The following is a 24,377-nucleotide window of genomic DNA, read 5'->3' as shown; positions in this document are numbered from 1 at the left end:
CGGATCGCGCGACTGCGCGGATCTCGGACACTTCATCTTACTACACCGCTGCAAATCGAACGAGTGATTCGAGGACTCGTCGATCGCGCACTAATGACCGATAAGTGCGAATGTAGGACTTAATCGATGCCGACGGTGAGCCAGTCGGTAATGCGAGATGGTATGCTCGCGACTACGCCGCATCGACGGGAGTGCCTGAAGCTACTCTTGGAGTCGCGGTGTTCGAATGGCCTGGCGAGATCATTTGAGGTTCGAAGCGGCTTTCGATCGCTTGAATGCGATCTTGAACCTCGGCGAGTAGTTCGGCGATCTTTGCCATCCAGATAGCTTGCTCCGAGTCGCCGTCGCCGGAGAGGCTCAGCGTGCCGATATACCGTTGCTCTAGGAATAAAGGCCATTCAAGACTCGCAAGATGCTCTACGCGTTGAGGCGTGGCACGAACCCATTTCGCATGATAGCCCTCGTGCTGCCACGGCATATTCAAATCGAGTTTGATTTGCAGCAACTCCAGCGACTCCGCTTCATCGACGAGAAATTGCCACAGTTCTTCCCAGGGATGCACTCCTTGCAGCCGAACCTTAGATTGCCAGGATTGGAAGTCGGCTTTTTGGGTCGAGCTGAGGAATTGTCTCGTCAGTTGCTTGACGTGATGGCTCGCCAATTGGAATTCCACGAACCCGAATAGGCGCGTGGAGACGAGCGATACGACCAAAGCCACGATCGAGATCAGCGCGAACCAGCTATTGCTGAAATGCACCGTGAGCCAAGCGCTAAAGCCGCAAACGGCACACAAGCTTCCGACGATACCGAGCAATTGCTGCTGGCTTACTCCACGATTCAACAGGCAATGATGCAAATGGCTTCGATCGGTCGTGGCAAGGCCACGGCCGGTGAGCTTTCTTCGTACCACCGCCATGGCGAGATCCATTACCGGCAGCGCCCACATCGCCAATGGTCCGATCAAAGCGAACGCGGTTACACCTTTGATCGAGCTTTGAACACTTAGTCCGCCGGCCAAGAGCCCGATCGACATACTTCCTGCATCGCCGAGAAAAATCGAGGCGGGGGGAAAGTTATAGCGCAGGAAGCCTAGCAGAGCTCCCGTCAGCGCGAAGGCGGCGAAGGCGACCAGTTCGTTGTTGAGTTCCACGGCCGTCGCGGCGATCGTTCCGCAGAGCACGATTCCAACCGTGGTCGCGAGGCCGTCGGCGCCGTCGATTAGATTCAGCGCGTTCATGCAAAGGACCAGCCAGAAGATCGTGACCGGCGTGGCCAAGATGCCGAGGTCCAGGCTTTGGCCCAGCAGGGAAAGCTTTTGAATCGTGAGGCCGGAATCAGAGACGATCGCCGCTGCGACAATTTGGCCGATCAGCTTATAGCGCGCCTTCATCCCTCTGATATCGTCCCAAACGCCGATGCAGCAAATGAAGAGCACTCCGACGGCGACCCCGTAGAGCTTCGGAGGAAAATTGCCGATTACCCTGCCCGTGAAACTCGGAATGAGAAAGGCTAGCGAGCCGGCGATGGCAATCGACAGGATGATCGCCAGTCCGCCGCCGAGCGGCGTCGCGCCGCGATGGATCTTACGATGTGCGTCGGGGCGATCGACTAAACCGAAGCGGAGCGATAGTTTGCGAATAAACGGCGTTGTCAGCAAACTGCTGAGAAAGGCGACCCCGAATGCGGCCGCCAGCAGACTTCCGTTCATGCAGTTTTTCCGCCTGAGAAACGCTGCGTCGGAAACCCGACGGGGGGAGATAACACTTTATTATTGGAGATTGCCAAGGGGAGTCAAAGAAAAAGAAGCCGCCGCAGACGAGATCGTATCGGATTGTGCCGATTGGAAGGATCGCACGGACGAATGCTCATGACGACCGGTAGCAGCTGGCATGAACGGCTGCCGGGAACGCTTGGATGTGCCCCCCTGGCGAGTTGCGGGCCTTCGTTTCTAAGCCGTGATTTCCGCATAGAGATCGGAGAATTGCTTCCCTAGTCTGATGGCCGAGAATCGTTGAACCACCGTAGCTCTTCCTTGTTCTGCCAACCGACTCCGCATCGAAGGATTCACGGCGAGCTTAATGATTCCCTGCGCGAGTTCGGGAATATCGCCTGGAGAGAATCCTAGCGCATTCACACCCGGCTCGACGATCTCCGCTGCTCCTCCGGCCAAGGCCACGACCATTGCCCGTCCGCAGGCCATTGCTTCTACGATCGTGAGCCCGAAAGGTTCGCGACGGGTGCTCGCTTGTACGACGATATCCAACGCTCGATAAACCGGCACGGCGTCGTCTTGAAAAGGGACGAAGCCCACGCGGTCGACGAGGCCGAACTTCGTCACGCACTCGCGAAGCTCGGCTTCCGTGTATTGCGATCCGGTGGTTCGGTAAATCGGACTTCCGATGATATAGAAATAGATCGGTAAAGTTGGAGCCTCGCGCGCGACGATCGAAGCCGCTTCGATAAATGCCGCCTGCCCTTTCCACCGTGCGTAGGTCGCCACGAGGCCGACGCGTATCGACTCGCGAGGAAGTTGCGACAGCCCGGCGAGGCGATCCAATTCCGCACCGTCTCCGACGCCGGGAGCGAAACGCTCGGTATCGATGGCGTTGTAAATCGTAACGACGTTGAGCGACCGGAGAACCAATGCCGCATCGTTGCGCACGGCGTGGCTATTCGCGACGGCGATCGTGGCTCGTGCTGAAACCAGCCGCATGATGCGACCGACGAGCGGACGGTCGCCGAGAAAGTCGCGGATGTGCCAAACGAGTTTTGCTTCCTTCGGGCGCACGATTGCCGCGACGATGTGCGTCTTGATGCCGTTGGAATGAATGATCGTGGGGGCTAATTCGCGCAGTCGTCGACGCAAGCGAAAAAGATAAGCGATCATGCCGGGCAGTGCCGATACGGCCCTCAGTAGCATGGCCAAGATTCGGATGCCGCGCTTGCGGTCGTGCAACTGACTGTCGCCGAAGGAGCTAAGCCCAGCCGGAAGCGGCAATAGTTCCGTTTGCACTCCGAGCTTTTCCGCTTCCGAGCGCAGGCGGCCCTCGGTCCCTACGATTAATCGGCGTTCAAGCGAAGGATCGGCTTTCCCGATCTCCGTGAGGAGTTGCAACAGACTCCTTTCGGCTCCTCCGATTTCGCCGACGGGATTTAAATAGACGATGCGCATCAAACTCTCACTGCATGACGCACGACGTAATCCTCGAGCACGATCAACGCCAGGATCTGAAGATCGGAGATTCGTCGATCGCCGGCAATAAACCGTGTCCAGATTTGTTTTGGCGCCGAAGGGACGAATTGCAGCGAGTTCCAGACTTCGCCATTGCCGACCGCTTTCTCCGCGCGACTTCGCAAGGGCCCGTGAAGCCACGGACACCAAGGAAACGTGAAGCCTTTCTTGGGTAATTTCAGCGGAGCTTGAGGCATCTTCCTACCGACGGCATCGAGGAGCAAAGGCTTCGGACGGGGATCACGGCGTTTCCATTTTCCGGGAAGCGGCAATGCTGCTTCCACTAAGCGATGATCCAGGAGCGGCACTCTGAGCTCGAGCCCGCTTGCCATGCTGCAAACATCCGAATCGCGCAATAGCATCTGCGACATGTAGCTATGCAACTCAAGTCGCGAAATCCGGTTGATCGGATCGTCGTCTTCAGTGAGTTGTGCGAGTTGCGCCGTGAAACGGAGCGGCATGCCATGCCAAGGATCCGACTCTGGGGGAAGTCCCTGCAGCTCGCGCCGTTCGTTCGGAAGAAATAGCTCGCGTCGAAGCAGGTAGTTTTGAAGCGCCGTCGCAGGTCGCCGCAAAACCTCGGCGGCTTTCGAGGCTCCGCGCGTCCCGACCGCTCGCAAAGCGGCGGCAAGCAGCGGGCGCATCGGTCCCGTCGCTTTCATCAAAGACTGGAATCGCTCAGCGCGCGGCACATCGCTAAACGACGCGTAACCCCCGAAGAGTTCATCGCCTCCTAGACCGCTGATCGCTACTTTAAGCCCGGATGCTTTGGCGGCGCGACACGTAAAGAACGTATTGAAGCCATCGACCGTAGGTTGATCGAATGCAGCTAGCGCTGCCGAGAAATCGGCGAGCACTTGTTCTCCCGATAATCGCACGGAAGTGTGTTGCGTACTGATCGTGCGCGCCACTTCGGCCGCCGTTTCCGTCTCGTCGTACTTCGGTTGGTCGAATCCGATGCAGAGTGTGCGGAGGTCGGTTCCCGCGCTCTCGACGGCAACCGTGCCGAGCGCTGCCGAGTCGATGCCGCCGGATAGGAACAGCCCGAGTGGTACATCGGCGATAAGATGCGACCGGACGCTTTCGCGTAAACGGCCGCTCAATGTCGTCACGGCTTCGTCACGGTCCTTCGTCGAAGCCGATGGTTCGGGAACCGGAAAACTCCAATAGCGCGACTTTCGCAGTTGCTTGCCGGACCAGTCGGTTATTAAAGAGCATCCCGGCTCGATGAGTTCGATTCCTTCGATGATGGAGTCGTTGCCGAAAACAGCTCCTTGCGCGAGAAACGATTCGAGCGCACCTCGCGATACTTTCGGAGGAACGAGCTCCGGGCCGGCCGCAAGCAATGCTCGGACCTCGGAAGCGAACAGCAATCCTCCACTCGATGGTCGGTAGAGATAAAGCGGTTTAATGCCGAGTCGATCGCGGCATAGCCAGAGCGTCTTGCGATTGCCATCGGCGAGGCACCAGGCGAACATCCCGTTCAACCGCTCGACGCTTTTCTCGCCCCACATTCGGTAGGCGTCGAGAACGACTTCCGTATCGCATTCCGATCGTCCCGGAAATCCTTGGGCAGCTAGTTGGCGGCGCAAGTCGCGATAGTTGTAGATCTCGCCGTTGAAGGTCAGCCAATTCGGCTGCGAGTATTCGCCGCGTCCGATATCGCGCATCGGTTGATGGCCTGCCGACGATAGATCGAGAATCGACAGACGGGTGTGAATCAACGTGATCTGAGTTTCGGCATCGGAAACCGATAGCGTTTCGATTCCGGCATCGTCGGGCCCTCGGTGAGCGAGCGCGCGAAGCATGCGCGGTGCAGCCGAGGCTGCCGCAGCAGGCGTTATCCCGATGAGTCCTGCGATGCCGCACATAGAAGTCGAATCGATGGTGTCGCGGAGCGTTGCGAGATCATAAAAAGAGCCGAGACCCTGGAGAGGATCTCGGCTCTTTGCTTAATAGCTTCCGCAAAGCGGAGGTCGATCGTTTTATTCGTCTCGCGTCTTGCGAGAAACGACCGGGAGCGGTTCCGGATCGTCTTCACGACCTTGGTCGGCTTCTTCGCTGTAGTAGTGGTGATAGGCATCGTAGTCGTAAGCGTTCGAGTCGTAGTAGCCCGATTCGGAAGCGTAGCGATGACCGTACTGCGAACTAAAGACGTGGCCTGTGCCCGGACGCACGCCGCCGACGCCGTTGACGACGACGCCGAGAATGTTGGCACCGAGCTCTTGCAGCGATTCCACCGAACGTCGAGCGTGAGGGCGAACATCCTTCGTGATCCGGATTAAAAGAATCACGCCGTCGACGCGCGGTGCGACGACGCATGGGTCGGTCACGGCGAGCACCGGTGGGGTATCGATCAGAACGAAGTCGTAACCTTCGCGGAGAGTTTCAACGAGTTCGCGGAATTGTTGCGAGCCGAGCAATTCGGACGGATTAGCTGGTCGTGGTCCGCACGGAAGCAACGACAGATTCTCGACGGTACTTGGGACGACGGCCTCCGGCAATTCGGCCGTTCCTTGGATGACGCCCGACAAACCGAGCGAGCTTTCGATGCCGAATATCTTCGCGACGCGAGGGCGTCGAAAGTCGGCGTCGACGAGCAACACGCGTTTGCCGGTTTGGGCAAGGCTCACGGCCAAGTTTGCCGTAAACGTACTCTTACCGTCGCCTGGGTCGGGGCTCGTTACCTGAACGACCTTGTGCCCTTCTCCGCGGACTCCGAAGTTCAAGCCCGTCCGCACGGCGCGGTAGGCTTCGGCGATCGTGCTACGCGGCTTGTGTAAGGTGAGGATCGTGTCGGAGATCGTCGCTGCCGCTTGCTTTTTGCGATTGGCTCGTTTTGCTTCAGGGATAACGGGAATATGTCCGAGGAGCGGCGTGCCGAGTTCGTTGCGAACTTGCTCCGCATTGCGGAAGCTCTTATCGGCCATGTCGATTAAGCAAGCCAATCCGAGGCCGACGAGAAAACCTGCCAACCCTCCGCCGGCAACGCACTTCACAAGCTTGGGCTCGACCTGCTTCACGGTGTCCGCAGGCCGGATCGTCCGCATATTAAAGCCGCCGTGATCCTTCACCAAGTTGATCTGGTTGAACTTGGCCAGAACTAGATCGTACAGCTTGCGGGTGTTGTCGCGGTCGTCGTTAAGCGCTCGCAGCTCACTGGTGAAGCTGCTGAGAAATTCCGCTTCCTTCTTCGTACGCTCGATGTTTTCCTTCAGGCCCTTCTCGACGCTGTCGATTCGTGTCGTGTCGAGCCGAAGCATATCGACGTACTGCGCCAAGATCTGCTCGGGCTTCTGTCGATTGTACTGATTCGCCTCTTCGACTTTGACCGCATTCGATTCGATATATTCGGTGTACGCCTTGATCTTCATCTCGATTTCTTTGACGCGCGGATGGCTTGGCCCGAACTTCGCGATCGCAGCCTGCTGATCGATCATCAACGGCAAGATCATGTCGGTGCCGGCTTGTTGCATCTGATCGTTGCGCGAATCTCGAAAAGTCGAATTTAATTCGACGAGCTTCAAGAGCACCTCGGCAGACTTGCCTTGGCCTTGTCCCGATTCGATCGTCGCCAGCAAGCTGTTCACGTCGAGCCGCTTGGCTTCGAGTTTTTCGAGATCGGTATACAGCCGCTTGAGCTCTTCTTCCGCCTTCGTGAGACCGTTTTGATAAGCCTTCACTTCCGCAGGAACGCTTTTCTCGTACTTGTTGATTTCGCGATTCTTGCTCTCGAGTTCTTTCTTGAGTTGATCTTTGGCTTGCGTGATGAGCGTGATCGTGTCGTTGCTGATCGACTGATAGGTTTCGCCGAGAAAGTCTTGGTAGCTTTGCAGCACCGACGTCACGACCGTCATCGCGGCGGCTTCGCTGGTGCAAAGGAACGTGACTTGAAGAACTTGCGAATCCGGCGCATCGCGTCCGCCGGCGCGAGTCGCAGTGAGCGACTCGCTGATGATACCGGCGACATGCTCTTTTTGATAAACCTTGAAGACGGGAAGATTGTATAGTTCGTCCTTCTTGACGGCCGCCTGGATGATGACCGGAGACTGCACGACCTGGGCGTGCGTCGTCATGTTGTCTTCGTAGCCGAGATCGGCGTCCATCAGCGACAACGGCGATTGAGCCTCAGTCCGTTGCTTGATGATCAGCACCTGCGCCGATGCTTCGAAGACCGGTTCCGCTTTCGTGTAATAGAGATAGCCGAGTCCTGCGGCGACGGACATGAAAAATAGGATCGTCCACTTCCGATGACGGCACACCGCCAGGATGTCGATCGACTGCTTCTCGCCGGTTGCGTATTGCGTCGCGTTATGCGAATTCCAATCAGAACCTACGCTCACAGGATCTCTCCGTTGCTGGATTGCTCAATCGTCGCCGACGAGAAAGGATTCGGAAGCTTTCTTCGACGACAAGTTATCTTCACCAACATGCAGATGCACCGAAACGAAATCGAGATGTCGGATAAGTGGAACCGGCGAGGAATGGCAAGAGCCATGCCGCCCTCATGCCCGTAACCTACGGAACGCTCGAAAGACTACTTCATAAGATGAGAACCGGCCGACCTGGACGAATTCCTCGGGGCCGGAAACTTGAGAGCGCCATAAGAAATTCGAGCTAAACTCCGCCGATAGCTCGATTCTATCGTGCCCCGTCGATGCCGCTACCGATTTTTTCGCGAATCATCGGCCGCGGCAAATCCCTTTGCTCCGGTCGTAACGCTTGTTGCCGTTCGGCAACGTCTGCGTGGCACAAACGCAACATGCCGATCGCGAAGAGCGAACGAAGACGCAGGTCGGCCGTGAAGGTCATGTCAGCGATCGGCTGGGCGGCATGGACACTTCGGGCATTAGGACGCCGGAGGTTAGGCGGGCAAAAAATAAAATGGTTCGATCGCAAGATTCGACCGCCCGCGGCAACCCATCGAGGTTAGGCGGAAGCTCAGCAGTTCCTAGGATCGAATTTCCGAAGGGGAGCCGTGCTTCGTGCCAACGTATTCGATTGACGAGGCCGGACCTGCATGATCGTTAGAGTCCGCTAGCTCGGCGAATTCGTCAGACTAGTGATGTCCGTCAATTCATCGCGTTTAATTGACGCATTGCAAAGGCAGGCATAACATTAACGCGTAACCGAATGAAGAGCACGGACTTCCCTGCTCCGACAGAGGTTGATCGAGATCGTCCGAATCGTTCATGTCCGACGGGAACCGGATGCATTCGCATCGGGAGCGGTGGTTTCCGTCACACTATCGAGCCGACTCTTAGCATGAGCACCGCCCCCGCCGAGCTTGAAGCCGCAACTTCAATCGAGCAAACGCATGCGCGGCCTTTCGTGGCTTCGCTGGCCGTGATCGGCATTCTGCTTCCGGCCCTCGCTCATCTGCCGATCCTGTGGTCTTACGCCTCGAGTTTGTATTCGTTGCCGCAGTACGGCTACATTCTGACCCTGCCCGTCTTTGCGACGGTGCTTGCGTATTCGCGCGTGCGTCACTTGGGGACTTTGACTCCCGGCAACTTTTGGGTTTCGTTCGGTTGGTTTATTTCCGCCGCCTTACTGCTGGCGACCTCGAGCGTCTTCGATTCTCCGTGGCTAGGAGGGATCTCTTCGTTTTGGGCGATGACCGCCATCGGCTATGCTCTCGGCGGTCGCCGCTTGCTGGTCGCGATCCTGCCTTCCTGGGTGATGCTGTGTCTCGCGATTCGTCTACCGATGTTGCTCGACGAGCAACTCGTGCAAGTATTGCAGTCGATTGCAGCGCGACGCGCGAGTGCTTTGCTCCACTACATCGGACAGGCGCACATCCTCGACGGAAACGTCGTCGAAACCCCGACCAAGCGTTATCTCGTCGAAGAGGCTTGCAGCGGAATTCAGTCGCTCTTCGCAATCACCGCCTGCACGGTTTTCTATATCCTTTGGACGCGAATGTCGTGGTGGCGTGCGATCTTGATCTTGGTCGTTTCTTGGTTCTGGGTCTGGACGGCGAACGTCGCTCGCATCGTGCTGGTCGCTTATCTAAACTCCACGATGGGCTTGCCCGTCGATAAAGGTTGGATGCACGATGCGCTAGCCGTAGGTTTGTTCGCCCTCACGCTGGGATTGATCGTGAGCTCGGCACATCTGATTTGGTTTTTCCTGCCGTATGGGATTTTCGGCGGTCGCGACGGCTCGGAAGAAAGTGCTGACGCGGACGCCTCGACGCTGGACGGTCCCACTCGCTTGTCGCCGCCGAAGCAAACCATATTTGCCTCTCCTTTCTTTCAGGTTTTTTACGCCGCTTTGCTGCTGTTCATTTGGCTGCCGCAGTTGCGGATTCCGAACGCCACCGCTTCCCCCGTCCAGCTGAACGGGCTCGAAGAGTCTTTTGCGCCGGAATCGTTTAAGGGTTGGACACGCGCTGCGGAAGGATTCCAATCTTTGCAGCGCAAAGATGATTCTCAGTGGGGCGCACACTCGCAAAGTTGGCGCTATCGCAAAGGCAACAAAAAGATCATCGTTTCCTTGGACTATCCGTTTTTAGGTTGGCACGAACTCGCGACTTGTTATGCCGCGGACGGCTGGACGATCGATCAACGGCTCGTCGTGCCGGTTCCCGAAATTCCCGGTAAGCCGGAGGCGATCAACCCTGGCGAGCGCTTCGTGAATACTTCGATGCGTCGTCCCGAACAAAACGATTATTGCTTCGTGGTCTATCAATGTTTCAATGATCGTAGGATGCCGATCCCCGTTCCCGAAGGAAATATTTTTCGCCTGCTTAGCGATCGATTGAAGACCTACCGTCGGCGGTTGGCTACGTTGGGCGCGTCCGGAAGCGGCATGAACGATCAAGTTCGGACCTATCAATTGCAAGTCATCCTTCAAGACCTTGCTGCGCCGACGGAAACGGATCGACTTGAGACGGTCGCTCTGTTTATGCATTTTCGCGGACTGCTTCATTCGACCCTTACGCCTTTGCCGGCGGGAGGGATGCCATGAATCGTCGTCGCGGTTGGAGCCATTGGTTGCTGGCACCGGTACGCGGGCTCTCGGAGCTCTTTCGCATCTTCGTGCTGGTTCCCTATTACGAAACGATTCGAGCCGTGCAAGGGCTCGGTCGCTGGTTCACGTCGGGGATCGGTGTTCGGAGTTGGTCCGGGATTCTTTCCTATTACTTGTTCTGGCTTCCTCGGTCGCTCTGGCATCTGATCGTTTCGCTGGTGCGCGTGCTCTACACTGCCGTGGTCAGCTGGCCGCGCATGATGCGGCTGCGCGACTTAGCGACCGGCTTGCCGGCGGTGATCGTTGCGGTTCCCGTTATTCTCTCGCTGACGATGCTACGCAAAGACCGGAACGAACTCACCTCGATGTATCATCAGGGACTGAACGAGTCTTATGCAGCGGCATTGAAGGTACGTGATCCGGCGATTCAGAAAGTCGAAATGGAGCATGCGCTATTCTATGCACGCTCGTTGGCGCGACTGGATTCGGAAGACATGATGTATCGCTTCAACTTGGCGTTGCTCTATCTCGGCAGCGGCGACAACGACCGCGCGCTGACGATGATGTCCGAGCTCGCGCCGCGCGTCGACACCGGCTTCGGACCGGCGCATTTGTGGATGGCAAAGCAAATTCTAGCGAAGCCGCTTCCGCGCGATAACGGAGAGCCGTATCGAGCCGCGGTCGCCCACCTCAAACGCTCGCTCGGGAGCGACAAAGTCGACAAGAACGAAGCTCATCGCCTTTTAGGAGAGTTGTATTTCCTCTCGTATTCGATTCTGAAGAACGACGGGATCAACGTGTTGCAGCTTTCTCCCGAAGCCGTTCTCGGCGAAGCGAAGGTCCACTTTCAGCAATGCGATGGAAAAGACGTCAACATTGCTTCCAAGCTGGGTCGCGTGCTGGCTTTGCAGGGGAACTTCGGTGAAGCCCGTTTGGTCATGCAGAACTTGATCGATTCGTTGCGAGTCAAAGTCCAGTTTAACGACGATGACGTCGTGGCGCGGCTCGAACTCGCGCGAGCTCTCTCCGTCGTCCAGGAATTTACGCAAGCGACGGATGTTCTTGAGAAGGGCCGAATCGGGAAACCCGATCCGCGATTGGACCACGAGCTGAGCAACGTCTACTTCCTGATGTCGCAAGATATTCAGAGAAAGATGCCCAGCGCTCCGGCTCTTCCTTTTCAAGCTTTGAAAAATTCCTTCGAATTGAATGCGGGTAACGGCTTGGTTGTCGCAAGATACCTGCAGGCCTTGATTCGTTCGCCTGCCGAGCAACTCCTGGCGCGCGAATCATTGGCCGGCTTGTCGGAGAAGGCACGCAGCCGCGGGATCACGAAGTTCATGCTCGGTTTCGACGCGGATCATCGAGGCGCACCGCAACTTGCAGATCAGCACTATAAAGCGAGCTTCGCTTCGAACGATCCTGAAACTCCTTCGGTCGTCGCCGAGGTTGCCGAGGCGGTGATCGAACGCAGGTATCCGGGGATGGAGAAAAACGAGGGAGTTCAGATCATGCAGAAGGGACTGCAGATCTGGCCGACTCACCCGGATTTGCTGGTCGTGCGGGCGTTTTATTATCTGCAAACTAGCCAGTATACCAACGCATTAGGAGATCTAAAACAAGCGGTAGATGCCCGTGAAAAGGATGTTACACTAAAATTGCGAATTGCGAACGAATCGCGAGTTTACGAACTTTTGGCACAAACCTATTTGAAGTTGGGGCAGCGAATCAACGCTGAAAAATTTCACCGCATGGCACAGTCGGCGGCTGCGAAAAGAGAGCCTTTGAAGTAGTTGCGCGTCCGCCGGTTTCGATCTTTTCGGACGGAGCGTCGGGGATACGGGAATAGTTGAGATCGAAGTCTATTCGTTGCCGTGGAGCACGAGAGATTGGATACACCTTTTTTGTTTATCGAGGAGAAGCAAACATGAAATTTAAGTTGAGGTCTTGGATGGCCCGGTCGCTTGCATCCCATTTGATGTTGGTCGTTGCCTTGACCGCGGCATCGGTGCAAGCTCAGGCTCCAGCTCCGAGTGCGAGCCCTGCGGCGGTTCTGACCGAAGACGTCGTCGTGCGCGTCTTGGGTATGGAAAAAAATCAGCTTACGCCACCGACCGGCACCGACGAAGCGTCGAAGGCCGCGGCCGATCGCATCGGTAAGTTGCGCACCCTTTTCACCGATGCCATCGGCGCTTTTCAAAAGGGAGACGCTCCTACGGCGGAAGCGAAGTTCAAGGAAGCGAAAGATCTCGATAAGTCTTTGTCGTCGCCGAACGTCTATCTGGCGCGCCTCTGCTTCGCGGTCAACGATCAGAACCTTGTGAAGGTCGGACGCCAGTTCCTCGATAAGGCCGTCGATCAAGATCAAGGCGCTCCGGAACCTTATATGATGTTGGGCAATCTTGCGTTGCTCGAAGGCCGGCTGGCCGATGCCAACCTGCTCTTCCAACAAGCGGCGGCTCTGGCTCTCAGCCCGGAAGCTCCGGCTTGGACTCAGGCGCAGAAAGACACGTTCTTAAAGAACGTCTATGCGGGCCGTGTGAGTGTTTGCGAACAACGTGCCAATTGGAAGCAAGGCCTCGTCGAAGTCGACGCTTGGTTGGCGCTTTCGGAGAAAGATCCCGTCGCGCTGTATCGCAAGGCGCGGTTGATTTTCATGAAGGATCCGAAAGACACTTCTGCAGTAGCCGAAGCGCGTAAGCTCTTCTTGGAATCGTATAAAGTCGCTGACGATGCCGTGAAGGGCAAAGACGAGCTTCCAGCCGTGCCGCCGGCCGAGCTCGCTTTGATCGAGTTGCAAACCGGTGCGGGCAACATCGACGAAGCACGTAAAGAAATTGCCGAGATCGTTAAGAAGCTGACGGAGTTGTCGGCCAACAAGAAAGAGGCGAGTCGCGTGAACTCGACTCTGTCGCAATGGTACCTCGGGCAAGGCGAGTTCAACGAGGCGCAGAAGTATGCCGAGCAAGCTTCTAAGGTCGACGCCGATTCGCCGGCCATCAAGCAGTTGACGGCCGTGTTGCAATACTTCGCGAATTCACCGGAAGCCAAAGGCTCGTTTACGAAGTTGAATCAAGAAGCGCCGGAAGATCTGTTCGCCGCCAACTATTTGGCGCTGGTGCTGATCGAATCGCCGGATGAAACGGAACGGGCCAAGGCGGTTCGTATCGCAGAATTGTCGGCACGTTTGAATCAGAAGTCGCCGGTCGCGTTAGCCACGCTCGCTTGGACTTATTACAAGACCGGCAAGTTGGGCGAAGCGGCCCAGATTTTTGCCGCTTTCGAGCAAGAGAAGAACATGCAAGTCTCGGCGGACACGGCTTACTATATGGCTAAGACGTACGCCGCTCTTCCTTCGGCGCAATTTCCGCAAGGCTTGACCCGTGCGAAAGCCCTGTTGGAAGGAATCGTAGGGACGAAGGGGGTCTTCAAGCATCGCGCAGAAGCCGAACGGATGCTGGATGCGTTGCGAGGTGTTACAAGCGCACCGGCGACAGGCAATGTCGAGGTGAAGCCCACGACCCCTGTGATTACTCCGCCGGCACCCGTTACGCCGGCAACGCCTACCACTCCGCCGGCTACGAACGGCGGTAAGAACGAGTAAGGACTATTCTTGGGAGGACGACTAAGTCGTTCCGATCGAGAGTTTCAGTTGCTTTTGAAGGCAGGGGAGCTAAATGGCTCCCCTGCCTTTTTTTACACCTGGAAATCCCGTCCTTAGATATCCCATGGACTTTCTGCGGCATTCCCAATCTTCCGCAACTGCTTCGCTGCCGGCATTGCCTGCCCATATCGACAAATCGCAAAATTGATCGGAAATCGGTTTACGGCAAGAAGTCTGCTTAAATATTCTGCCGGCACCTCTAACGGGGGTGGAAGTAGAAGAAGCGCAGATTGCGGATAATCGCGCAGCCGTGCAGCCCTTAGTGGGGGTGCCAAAAGGACTTTCGGCGATTTTTTATTAAATTACTTGCGGCATTACCAGCATCGCTTATTCTCAATCACGGTGAATTACTGCAGTTTTTGCGAGGTATATTTGCCTTGATCGGCACTCCGTTTTTTCGGAAAGATCGGATTTTTCCCAAAAAAAACGAAATTGCGCCCGTTAATTTGGGCAAATAAAACGCATTAAACGTAGTGACATGTTGTCCGATGAGTCACGCTGGAAATTCCATTTCCACCATGCTCATTGCGGAAGTTTGGGTGGGTTAGAGGCGGGTTAAAGGTCGTTGTTCTGAGAATTCAGAAATGTTTGAAATCGGTAAGCTTATGAACGTAAACGGAAGTTCGTCGACGCGGTCTCGCGTCGGAGCTCGGGTCTTGCTCGGCATTCTTTTCACGATATCTCCTTGCGGGCTCATCATGAGTTCGCAAGCCGATGAAGTGAAGCTCGGAGTTCCGGCGATTCCATACGAATTCGCGAAACCTCGCGAAGCGATGAACCTTTCATCGTCGCCGTTCCAGCCTTCGTTTGCCGAGCAATCGATCGGCTTTCAGTCCGTGTTTTCGCTCGAGGCGAAAGTCAGCCCCAACGTCTTGCTCTTAGAACCTCCGGCTGCATCGCAAGTTACGGCTAACTCTAGTATTCCTTTGACCGTCACTCCTCCGCCGATTCGTTTGCCTGTTTCGAACGTCAGTAAAACTCCGTCGCTTTCGGCAGGGTTGGTTTTCTTGTTTGGTTGCGGGTTGTTCTCGGTGACGTTTGCGGTTTGTTATTTTGTGGCGCGTCGTTTGGCGCGCGCCCCGGATGCGCGGCCGCAGACCGTGGCTTCTTTGGAGCGTCTCGTCGGTCGGGTCGACGGTTTGTTCTCGTCTTTGAGCGCCGAGCTTCATGAGCATCTCAAGGTGCTGCTGCTGACGACGGCGCTCGGCGTGTCGGTGCTTGTCGGAGCGCTCGCGCACGTAGTCGTTGCTTTGCGTTACTTGGTGGCTGCGGTTCGTTCACCGGCGGCTTGGCGTCGGCTCGCGGGAGCGATTGCGACCTTGCCGTCGCGGTTGTCGGAAATGGTCGTCGTGCGGCGCAATCGTCGGCAGGCCGGTCGCTGGGCGCTGACGCTCGCGATGATCGGGGCCACGATGATCACCGGCGTCCCGTCGAATACGTTCGCGGCGAACTACATCTTCGACATGGACGGCAGTCCCACCAACCGCGTCACCGAATGGACCGGCACACCCCTCTCGGCGTTTAATTGGAATCAAGGAACGAGCCAGAACTTTTTCAATCCCTTGGATTCGACCGAGAATCTCGCCACTTCGAATGACATCATTCAGTTCGGCAACGGAGCTACGCTGGGGGCTGCATATTCCGTCTTGATAGGCAGTGCTTCGACTGTCAACGTCAGTGGTTTGATTTTCGGGTCGAACGGCGGCTTCGGCTACGCGTTGACGGGCAACGGGGCGTCGAATGTGCTTAGCCTCGGCTCGGCCGGCATCACGCTCAATACCGGTGCCCAGCCCACAACCGTCGGCAGCTTCGGCGCGAACGCGCTCTCCATCACCGTGGCGGCGCCTCAAACCTGGACGAACAACTCCACGAGCATCTTTACCGTCGGCGGCGTGGTGAATCTCGGCACTAACGCCTTGACGCTCGGCAACAACACGACCGGCACTCAAGTCTTCAACCAGGCGATCAACGGCACGGGGAGCGTCGGGCTGATCATCAACGGCACGAACGCCGCGGCGGTCACCTTGAACGCTGCCAACGGCTATACGGGGGAGACGAGAATCGTTTCGGGATCTTTGACTCTCGGTGCCGCCGCGACCTTGGCTTCGACGGTTATCAACATCGGTTATGCCGGCATTCTCGCCCCGGGCGTTCTCGCCCCGACCGCTCCGACTTTGAATACGGGTGCAACGGGTAATCTGGTAGCCGGGGCGCTCGTCAATCTCGGCACGGCGGGTGCGGTGTTGAACTTGGGGGCCAATCTGGCCTTGAACAATGCGATCACCGGTATCGGCACGATCAACTTGAGTACCTTTACCCTGACCTTCGGGTCGGGCGCTACCGACAGCGCGTTCGGCGGGGTGAACTTGGGAGGAATTACCGGCTCCGGCTTGATCACTAAAAACGGCACCGGTGTGTTCACGCTGGGCGGCACCGCCGCCGCCAACACGTACACCAGTCAGTTCAACGTCGCCGCGGGAACCTTGAAGCTCGCCGGTGCCGGTGCTTTGGGTGCCGTCGGCGGTGCGACGGTTCTGACGAGCGGGGCTACGCTCGACTTGGCCGGCTTCAGCACGGCCGATCCATTGACGATCGCCGGTGCGGGGGTCGGCAGCAACGGTGCGTTGATCAACTCCGGTTCCGGCACCTCGACGGTCTCGGGTGCGGTGACGTTCAGCACCGCGACCATCGGCGGCACCGGTCAGATCCTCTTTTCGACTGCGTCGCTCGCTGCGGATGCCACCGCGTTGACGAAAATAGGAACCGGCATCGCGATATTCAGCGGAGCCGCCTCAAGCCGAACGGGTACGACGACGGTGAGTGCGGGCACTTTGCGTCTCGTCGCCGCCTCGGGCACCACGAACCCGTTGAGCAGCGGAGCCATCATTCTCAACGGCACCGGCGTGCTCAGCCTCGCGCCGACGACGGCGAGCGGCAACTTGGCCGTGAACGTCAACGCCAACGCCGTGGGCACGACCACGATTCTGACCGATTCCGGCTTCGTGCAGGGTTTGCAAGATCTGACGTTCGGCGCCGGTGCGACCGGCTTGACGTTGATGGCCGGTCCGGTGTCGGCGGTCAACGTCGCCAACGGTGCGACGTTCACCCGTACGATCACGCTTTCGGGGAACACGACGTTCACGATCGTCAACAACGGCGTCGTCAATGCAGCGGCGGGCTTGGAGACGTTGACGTTGGCTACGTTGGCGGACGGCGGCGTCGCGCGCACGATCGTTAAGGAGGGGGGCGGCATCCTGGCGCTCACCGGCACCGGTGCTTTGACTACCGCAAATAATATCTTGACGATCAATCGCGGCTTCGTGACTTCCTCGGCGGCCACGTCGCTCGGCTCCGGCGCGCTCGTGACGGTCAATAACAATGCTACGTTCACCGTCAACACCGCGGCTCAGACGATCGGGTCCCTGTCCGGATCGGGTCGCGTGACGATCGCGACGGCAACCTTTCCCTTGACGGTCGGCAATGCAACTTCGACGACGTTCGACGGATTATTGACGAACACGGGAGGCCTGACGAAAGTCGGCGCCGGCATGTTGACGTTGAGCGGGCCCAATACGGGCGCCGGTCTGATTACCGTCAGCGCCGGAACGTTGCAAGCGCTTGACCTCAACACCGTGCTCGGTACCGCGCCCATCACCCTCGGTACGACCAGCACGCTCGACATTCGCGCCAACACGTCGCAAGCCTACGCGACCGGCACGTTGACGATCAACGGCACTACCGGAGCGACGGCTTCGGTGATCAACGTGCAGAACAACGGCACGGGGAGCAACAACGTGCTGACCTTGAACGGTGCGTTGGCGATCGCCGGTAATCAACTGAACGTGACGGGGGCCAACGGCTACTGGCTCAACATCGCGGGGATCCCGACTCTGACGGGAACTCCGACGCTCAATATCGCGACGGGGATGACCTTGCAACTGAGCGGCATCATCGCCGGCGCCGGAAACGGCATTACGAAGACGGGCCCGGGCATGTTGGTGCTTACGGCGGCCAACGTGATGAGCGGCACGACCTCGTTGAACTCCTCGGCGGGGGTCAACGCCGGGACGTTGCGCGGCTTAGTGGCCGGTAGCTTCGGCACCACGGCTTTGTCCGTCAACACGTCCGCCACCGCCGGCGTGGGTGCGACGCTGGAATTGTTGGCGAGCACGAACGCGAGCACGGCCTACACGACCACGACCACGACGATCGCCAACAGCAGTTCGCTGACCATTACGGCCGATATTCTCAACGGGATCACCGGCATCAGCGGCTACGGCAACGGCTATTCCAATCAGCAGCCCATCGGCACGCCGGCGGTCACGCATACGTTGGGAACGGGAATTCTCACCTTGGGCACGGCCAGTACGTTGACGGTCAACTCCGCCAACTACGACGGCGTCGGCGTGACGTTCGCGGGAGCGACGATCAACGGCACGTCGGGAGCGAGCAGTTCGGTGATCAACGTCGGCGGCGGAGCTCTATATTCGCAAGTCACGCTGAATGGTCTGACGATGTCTGGGACGAGCGTGTTGGATATCAACACCGCAGGCTCGGGCACGGTGTTGTTGAACGCCGCCACCGGTGCGGAGGCGGCGGGATCGGTCATCAACGTGAACGGCGGCACGCTCCGGCTCGGTCAGATTTTGGCCTTAGGCGGGTCGACTAACGCCCAGGGAGCCTTGGTGAACGTGAAGACCGGTGCGACGCTGGAAATCGCCGGCGTCGTCGCTACGGCCGGTATGATCTCGCTCGCAAGCGGGAGCACTCTACGCGGCACCGGCACCGCTGCCGGGTTCAACAATACGTTCGCCAATAGTCTCAGCATCGCGTCCGGCGCCAGCGTTACCCTTCAGACCAGCACCAATTCCATCGCGTTTGTTACCGCCGCGCTCTCCGGCACCAGCGATGTCTTTACGATTACCAACGGCATCAACTTCGCGGGTGCCGCCAACGTCGCCGTCAGCGGTCTCGGTCGCATCGTGCTCGGCGGTGCGGCGACCACGAACAACGGAACTTGGACGATCAACAGCGGCGTGCTTCAATTGGGTAACGTCGGCGCCTTGGGTTTGACCGCGGCTTCTTCTCCCGTGTCCATCAACGGCGGAGCCCTTTCGGCGAGCGTCGTCGGTACCTTCGCCAACAACATCACCCTCAACGGCGGTTCTCTGGCGGGTGCGGTCGGCGCGCCGGCGACGAACCCGATCTTCAGCGGTACGGTCGCGGTCGGCGTGTCGAACTCGACGATCTTCCTGCAAGATCCTTCGACCTTGACGGCCACGGCCCGCAGCTTCGATATTTCGGGAGCGCTCACCTCGACCGCGTCAAACTTGAACTTGTACGTCACCGGGTTGCAAGCCGGCGGCGTGCTGACGTTGAACAACACGGCGAATACGTTCAACGGCAACATGATCGTGACCAATGCGACCGTCTCGCTCGGCAGGAATGCGACGGTCGGCACCGGTGCTTGGCTGCCGACGAGCGGCACGCCGACCCTCACCTTAAACCAAGGGGGTGCGTTGACTCTTGATAACACCGTGGCGACCGTCGCCGATCGTTTGAAGGATACCGGCACCGGAGCGGTGGCGATCTCGATGCTCGGCGGCACGATCAATTTGACGAATCAGAGTGCCACGCCGGTGTCGGAAGCCGTCGCCGGGGTGACGCTCCTCGGCGGGTTCAATACGTTCAATATCAACCGTACCGGTGCGGCCAACGTCGACCTGACCCTTGCTTCGCTGGCGGGCCTGACCGGCACGACCTCGGTGGCCGCCTTCACCGGATCGATCACACCGAACCTTGGTGGCGGAGCCGGCGCCGCGCACGTGTATATCACCAGCCTCGGGACCGGCACCTCGGCCTTCCTCGGAGCGAACTATCTCGCCTCTGCCGGTTCCACCACGCCGACCGAGTTCGCGGCTTACGACGGCACGACCGCAAACGTCGGGGTCGTCGCCTACACGGCGGGTTCGACGAACCTCGTTACGGTCCCGGATCCTCTACTCCATGTCCGAATCACAGGGAATCCTTCGGACACGATCACGACGAAAACGGTCAACTCCCTCAATCTCGCCGGCGCCGCCACGGTGACGATGCGGGACAACGCCCAGATATTGACGCTCACGAGCGGCGGTTTGTTGTCCAGCACGGCGAACACCATCACCGGCGGCGGCATTACGGCGGGCGCCAACCCGCTCTACGTCAACAACACCGCCTCGACGTTGCTCCTCAACAGCTTCATCACCGGCACGGCTTCCACCGTCGGCGTCGTCTACTCGGGTGCGGGAGTGACCACGCTCGGTTCGAGTTCGCTCGGCGGCAGCCTTGCGAACGACTATACCGGCTCGACGACGCTGAATAACGGCGGCCTGACGCTGGCCCGTGCGCCGGGAATCACCGCCGTCCCCGGCACCGTGCTGAACGTGGTTTCCGGCACGCTGACGCTGACGAACGCGGAGCAGATCGCGGACGCCATGAACGTGACGATCAATAACCTCAACGCCACGGGAGTCATGACTCTGGGCGGTGCGGGGGTCAATGAAACGATCAAGAGCCTCACGCTCGTCTCGACGACGGCCGGCGCCGGCGTCGGCGGCACGGGAACGTTGATTTTGACTTCGACCGACACCAACGCCTTGACGGTGACCGGCGGTACGGTCGCCGCTCCGCTTCGCTTCACGGGCACTTCCGGCGGCGGCATCAAGTTCCTCGCTCCAACCACGATCTTGGCTCCGACCCTCGCCGTGAACGCAGGACTCGGCGGACCTTACCAGTCGATCATCGGTGCCGCGGCGGCACAGATCGACTTGAACTCCACCGGTACGGGCTTGACCCGCACGATCGACGTAGACAACGGACCAGCCTTGATCGACCTCAACTTCAACGGTGCCCTGACCGCGAGCGGCGCGCAGACCGCGATCACCAAGACCGGGGCGGGAACGATGCGCCTGAACGTCGCGAGCACTTACACGGGCCTCACGACGGTCAATCAAGGGACGTTGAGCTTCAACGTCGCCAACGGGCTCGGCGTGGGGAGCTTGACCTTGGCTCCGACGAACGGCGGGAATGTGACGGTCAATCTCAGCAGCACTTCGACGAATACCGTGACGGTGAATTCGGTTCCCACCGGTCTCACCATCGGTTCGACGTTGTTGAACAGCACGGTGACTAATATCGTGGGAAACACGATCACCTTGGCCGCGAACGCCAACCAAACCATCGGCACCGGTACCAGCATCCCCTTCGGGGTCGCCGCCATGGCGCAGTTCGACATTGCCGCTGCGGTCAACCCGCTCGCGACAACGCTAACGATTCCGACTTTGGCACCGAACACGGTAACGGTCTCGGGCGGGACGTTGGAGTTCAATAACTTCGCGCAAACGATCGGCAAGTTGGTCTACAGCGGCGGCACGATTAATCTGCCGACGAGCGGTTTGTTGTCGCTGCAGAACCCGCTGAACAACACCACGGTCTTACAACTCGACTCGACGAACGGCCCGCTGACGCTGCGGGGGAACCTCAGCTTAGCTGGGGCGGCGGTGATCAATAACGTCACGACGACCGGCAACAACATGGTGACCCTCGACGGGGCGTTGGCTTTGGCCGGCCCGCGTAATTTCATCGTCGCCGACGGCACGGCGCTCGTGGACCTCGACGTCACGGCGTCGCTGAGCGGGGCGGGGATTTTGATCAAGAGCGGTGATGGTACGATGCGCTTGAGCGGCGGCCTCGTGACGCAGAACGTCAACAGCGGTGCGGTCGTGGTCAACGCCGGAACATTGGCGTTGGCGAAGACGGGCGTGTTCGGCGCGACCGGCGGCGTGGCGATCGGGACGGGGCAGCTCGTCATCGGCGACAATTTCGGCAACGCGGCGACGGTCCGGCTCGATGCCGACGAGCAGATCAACAACGCCGCGGCCTCGGTGATCACGGTCAACGCCGGCGGCACGTTCAATCTACAGAGCTTCTCCGAGACGATCGGCGGCCCGTTGAACATCCTCTCGGGGCGCGATTCGCTCAACGCCGTGAAGATGGGGAGCGTGACGGGGACGAGCGGCTCGCTCTACACCGCGGCCGTGAACATGATGGGCGGCAGCTTGGGAATGTCGACCACCGGCACGATCTTCCTCGGCGGCAACGTGACGGCGACTTCCTACTCGACGAATGCGGCCGTCATCAGCGGCAAGCTCAATCTCGGCACTGCATCGCGCACGTTCACGGTCGTTCCCGGGCTCGGCGGAGCGGCGGTCGACTTGAGCGTCACGGGCGTGATCTCCGGCAACAACATCGGAATCACGAAGCTCGGCGTCGGCGTGATGAGCCTGGCGGGGGCGAACACTTACACCGGCACGACGGCGATCAACGCCGGTACCTTGAAGCTGTCCTCGACCGCTTCTTTGTCGGCCAATTCGGCGATCTCCTTCATCAATACGATGACCGGCCCGGTCAACCCGACCCTAGACCTTTCGGCGGTCAATCAGACTCTCGGTTTGCCGTTCGGTCCCTCGACGCCGCTCACGCAGACGGCCAACCTCGGCTCGCTTACGGGCGGAGCCATCGGCTCGCCGACGGTTCCGTACGTGGTCGGGAAGGTGGCTTTCGGCGATCGTACCTTGGTGATCGGCACCGATGAAACCAGTCCGGCGGCGTTCTTGGGAGCGCTCGTGGGGACGACGGGCAATTTGTTCAAGACCGGTCTCGGAACGTTGGCGCTGGGCAACAATTCGTTCAGCAACTCGTGGACCGGGACGACGACCGTCAACCAGGGGATGTTGATGATCAGCGCTGCGCATGCGTTGCCGCTCACGACCGCCGTGACGGTGAGCAACGGCGGCGCTCTGTATTTGTTGGCACAACCGCAAATGCTGAAGTCGCTCCAAGTCGATGCCGGGGGGACGCTCAACGGCTCGACCGGGACGTTGACGATCAACACGGATGACAGTACCACGGCGCTCGCCGGCTTCATTCACGGCGGTTTCACCCTCAACAAAGCCGGGACCGGCACCGTCTCGATCACCGGCAACCAAAACACCTTCACCGGGGCGATCAACGTCAATCAAGGGACGTTGACTCTCAGCGGCTTAGGCGTCCTGCCGACGGTTGCGGCGGCGGGGGTGACGGTCAATCCGGGCGGCATTTTGCGCTTGGACAATTCGGGCACGAACAATACCGACCGCCTCGCCGCCACGCTCCCGATGACGCTTCAAGGGGGGACCTTCCGGATCGACGGCTTCTCTACAGCGGCCTCGGGCGAACAACTCGGCCTGCTGACCCTCGCCGGAGGCGCTTCGACGATTAATCTCGTCAACGGCGCCGGAGCCGGCTCGTCGCTGCAACTCTCCTTTAACGGGGCCGTCGCCCGCACCGGCACCGGCGGCACGTTGAACGTGACGACCTCCGGCTTGGGGACGCTCGGCAGCGCCGGGGCGAATCCCCGGTTGCTGTTCATGGGACAAGCCATCGGCACCATCGGCTACATGACGGTCACCACGGGCGGCGTCACCACCTTCGCCACCTACGACGCGGCTAACGGGGTCTCGGCCGTGCTCGATGCGAATACGATCGGGTTCGATGCCCTGGCCCTGCAGACGACCTTCGATACCAAGTTCACCGGGGCCACGGTGAACAACTCGCTGTTCCAGAACACGACGATCAACACGCTGCGGATCGAAAGCTCAGGGGCGGGCAAGTTCCTCGAGCTCGGCACGAACACGCTCACCATTACGGCCGGCGGCATCATGTTGAACGGGTCGGACGACTTCGAGATCAAGCGTTCGACGGGAGTCGGCAGCTTGGCGGCTGCGAACGGTCTGAACTTCTTCGTGAACGGCTCGGGAGTCTTGACGGTCAGCGCGCCGATCAGCGGTGTCTCCCCCACCGGCGCGACGGTCGCGACGGTCATCAATAAGTCCGGCAGCGGTAAGCTGATCCTGTCCGCGCCGAGCACGTTCCCCAGCACTTCGGCGTCGGCCATCTTCGTCAATGAAGGAACCCTCGCGTTCGGGGCCGACAACACGGTCTATGCCGGCAACTCAGCTCCGGCCTTGTTTGCCGGACCGCTGACCGTCAACAATCCCTCGGCCGTCTTGGACTTAGGCGGATTCAACAACGCGGTCGGCTCGTTGACGATCTCCGCCGGGAGCTTGGTCAATACCGGAGCGGGGGGCAGCTTGACTCTCGCGAACGTCGCCTCGGGCGTCACGGGTGCCTTGACCCTCGGCGGCGGCTACGGTGCGAATGGCGCGGCGAGCATCAACACCGGTACCGGCACCCTCTTCCTCAGCGGCGGTGGTTTGACGTTCAATGCGGCGAACGACGCGGGGCAAGCGACGATCGCGGGACGACTGGATTTGGGAAGCTACGCCGTCACTCTCGCCCGTAACTTTACGATCGGCGACAGCCTCTACTCCTCCCTCCAGTCCTCCGCCGCGACGATCGACCTCGACGTCTCGGCCAATCTCACCGGCGGGCCGCAGGTGGGCCTCGCCGCCTTCACCAAGGCCGGTG

At 59.1% G+C, this 24,377-nt stretch carries 8 protein-coding genes; 4 read left to right on the top strand and 4 right to left on the bottom strand.

Annotated features, from left to right (window positions below; translation table 11 throughout):
- Nucleotides 1-172: 172 nt before the first annotated feature.
- The 4 genes from K8U03_26365 to K8U03_26350 all read right to left on the bottom strand — a co-directional run bounded on the left by K8U03_26365 (nucleotide 173) and on the right by K8U03_26350 (nucleotide 7,575).
- Nucleotides 173-1,708, bottom strand: coding sequence for an undecaprenyl/decaprenyl-phosphate alpha-N-acetylglucosaminyl 1-phosphate transferase (locus K8U03_26365; GenBank protein MCE9608423.1), 1,536 nt, complete (start codon nucleotides 1,706-1,708; stop codon nucleotides 173-175).
- 240 nt (nucleotides 1,709-1,948) lie between these two features.
- Nucleotides 1,949-3,172, bottom strand: a complete 1,224-nt coding sequence (locus K8U03_26360; GenBank protein ID MCE9608422.1) for a glycosyltransferase family 4 protein — start codon at nucleotides 3,170-3,172, stop codon at nucleotides 1,949-1,951.
- Nucleotides 3,172-5,103: an asparagine synthase (glutamine-hydrolyzing) gene (gene asnB, locus K8U03_26355; GenBank protein MCE9608421.1), complete on the bottom strand. Its 1,932-nt coding sequence runs from the start codon at nucleotides 5,101-5,103 to the stop codon at nucleotides 3,172-3,174. Before asnB ends, K8U03_26360 begins: the two co-directional genes overlap by 1 nt.
- A 114-nt stretch (nucleotides 5,104-5,217) precedes the next feature.
- On the bottom strand, nucleotides 5,218-7,575 hold the full coding sequence (locus tag K8U03_26350; protein MCE9608420.1) for a polysaccharide biosynthesis tyrosine autokinase: 2,358 nt from the start codon (nucleotides 7,573-7,575) through the stop codon (nucleotides 5,218-5,220).
- A 922-nt stretch (nucleotides 7,576-8,497) separates the two neighbouring features.
- On the opposite strand from K8U03_26350, the gene xrtU reads away from it, so the two are divergent.
- The 4 genes from xrtU to K8U03_26330 all read left to right on the top strand — a co-directional run.
- Nucleotides 8,498-10,204, top strand: a complete 1,707-nt coding sequence (gene xrtU / locus K8U03_26345; GenBank protein MCE9608419.1) for an exosortase U — start codon at nucleotides 8,498-8,500, stop codon at nucleotides 10,202-10,204.
- On the top strand, nucleotides 10,201-12,000 hold the full coding sequence (locus K8U03_26340; protein MCE9608418.1) for a hypothetical protein: 1,800 nt from the start codon (nucleotides 10,201-10,203) through the stop codon (nucleotides 11,998-12,000). The genes xrtU and K8U03_26340 overlap by 4 nt, the downstream gene beginning before the upstream one ends.
- A gap of 134 nt (nucleotides 12,001-12,134) precedes the next feature.
- Nucleotides 12,135-13,811 carry a hypothetical protein gene (locus tag K8U03_26335; protein MCE9608417.1) on the top strand — a complete coding sequence of 559 codons (1,677 nt, stop codon included), beginning with the start codon at nucleotides 12,135-12,137 and terminating at the stop codon, nucleotides 13,809-13,811.
- Nucleotides 13,812-14,569: 758 nt separating this feature from the next.
- Nucleotides 14,570-24,377 (top strand): autotransporter-associated beta strand repeat-containing protein (locus K8U03_26330; GenBank protein MCE9608416.1); only part of this gene is annotated, 9,808 nt, incomplete at its 3' end.

It is taken from the genome of Planctomycetia bacterium (assembly GCA_021413845.1).
Lineage (GTDB): Bacteria > Planctomycetota > Planctomycetia > Pirellulales > PNKZ01 > PNKZ01.
This window is presented reverse-complemented; position numbering and strand designations above follow the sequence as displayed.

Bases quoted from the DNA above. Each gene is read 5' to 3' on its own strand.
- K8U03_26365 (MCE9608423.1), bottom strand. From the start codon at position 1,708: ATGAACGGAAGTCTGCTGGCGGCCGCATTCGGGGTCGCCTTTCTCAGC.
- K8U03_26360 (MCE9608422.1), bottom strand. From the start codon at position 3,172: ATGCGCATCGTCTATTTAAATCCCGTCGGCGAAATCGGAGGAGCCGAA.
- asnB (MCE9608421.1), bottom strand. From the start codon at position 5,103: ATGTGCGGCATCGCAGGACTCATCGGGATAACGCCTGCTGCGGCAGCC.
- xrtU (MCE9608419.1), top strand. From the start codon at position 8,498: ATGAGCACCGCCCCCGCCGAGCTTGAAGCCGCAACTTCAATCGAGCAA.
- K8U03_26340 (MCE9608418.1), top strand. From the start codon at position 10,201: ATGAATCGTCGTCGCGGTTGGAGCCATTGGTTGCTGGCACCGGTACGC.
- K8U03_26335 (MCE9608417.1), top strand. From the start codon at position 12,135: ATGAAATTTAAGTTGAGGTCTTGGATGGCCCGGTCGCTTGCATCCCAT.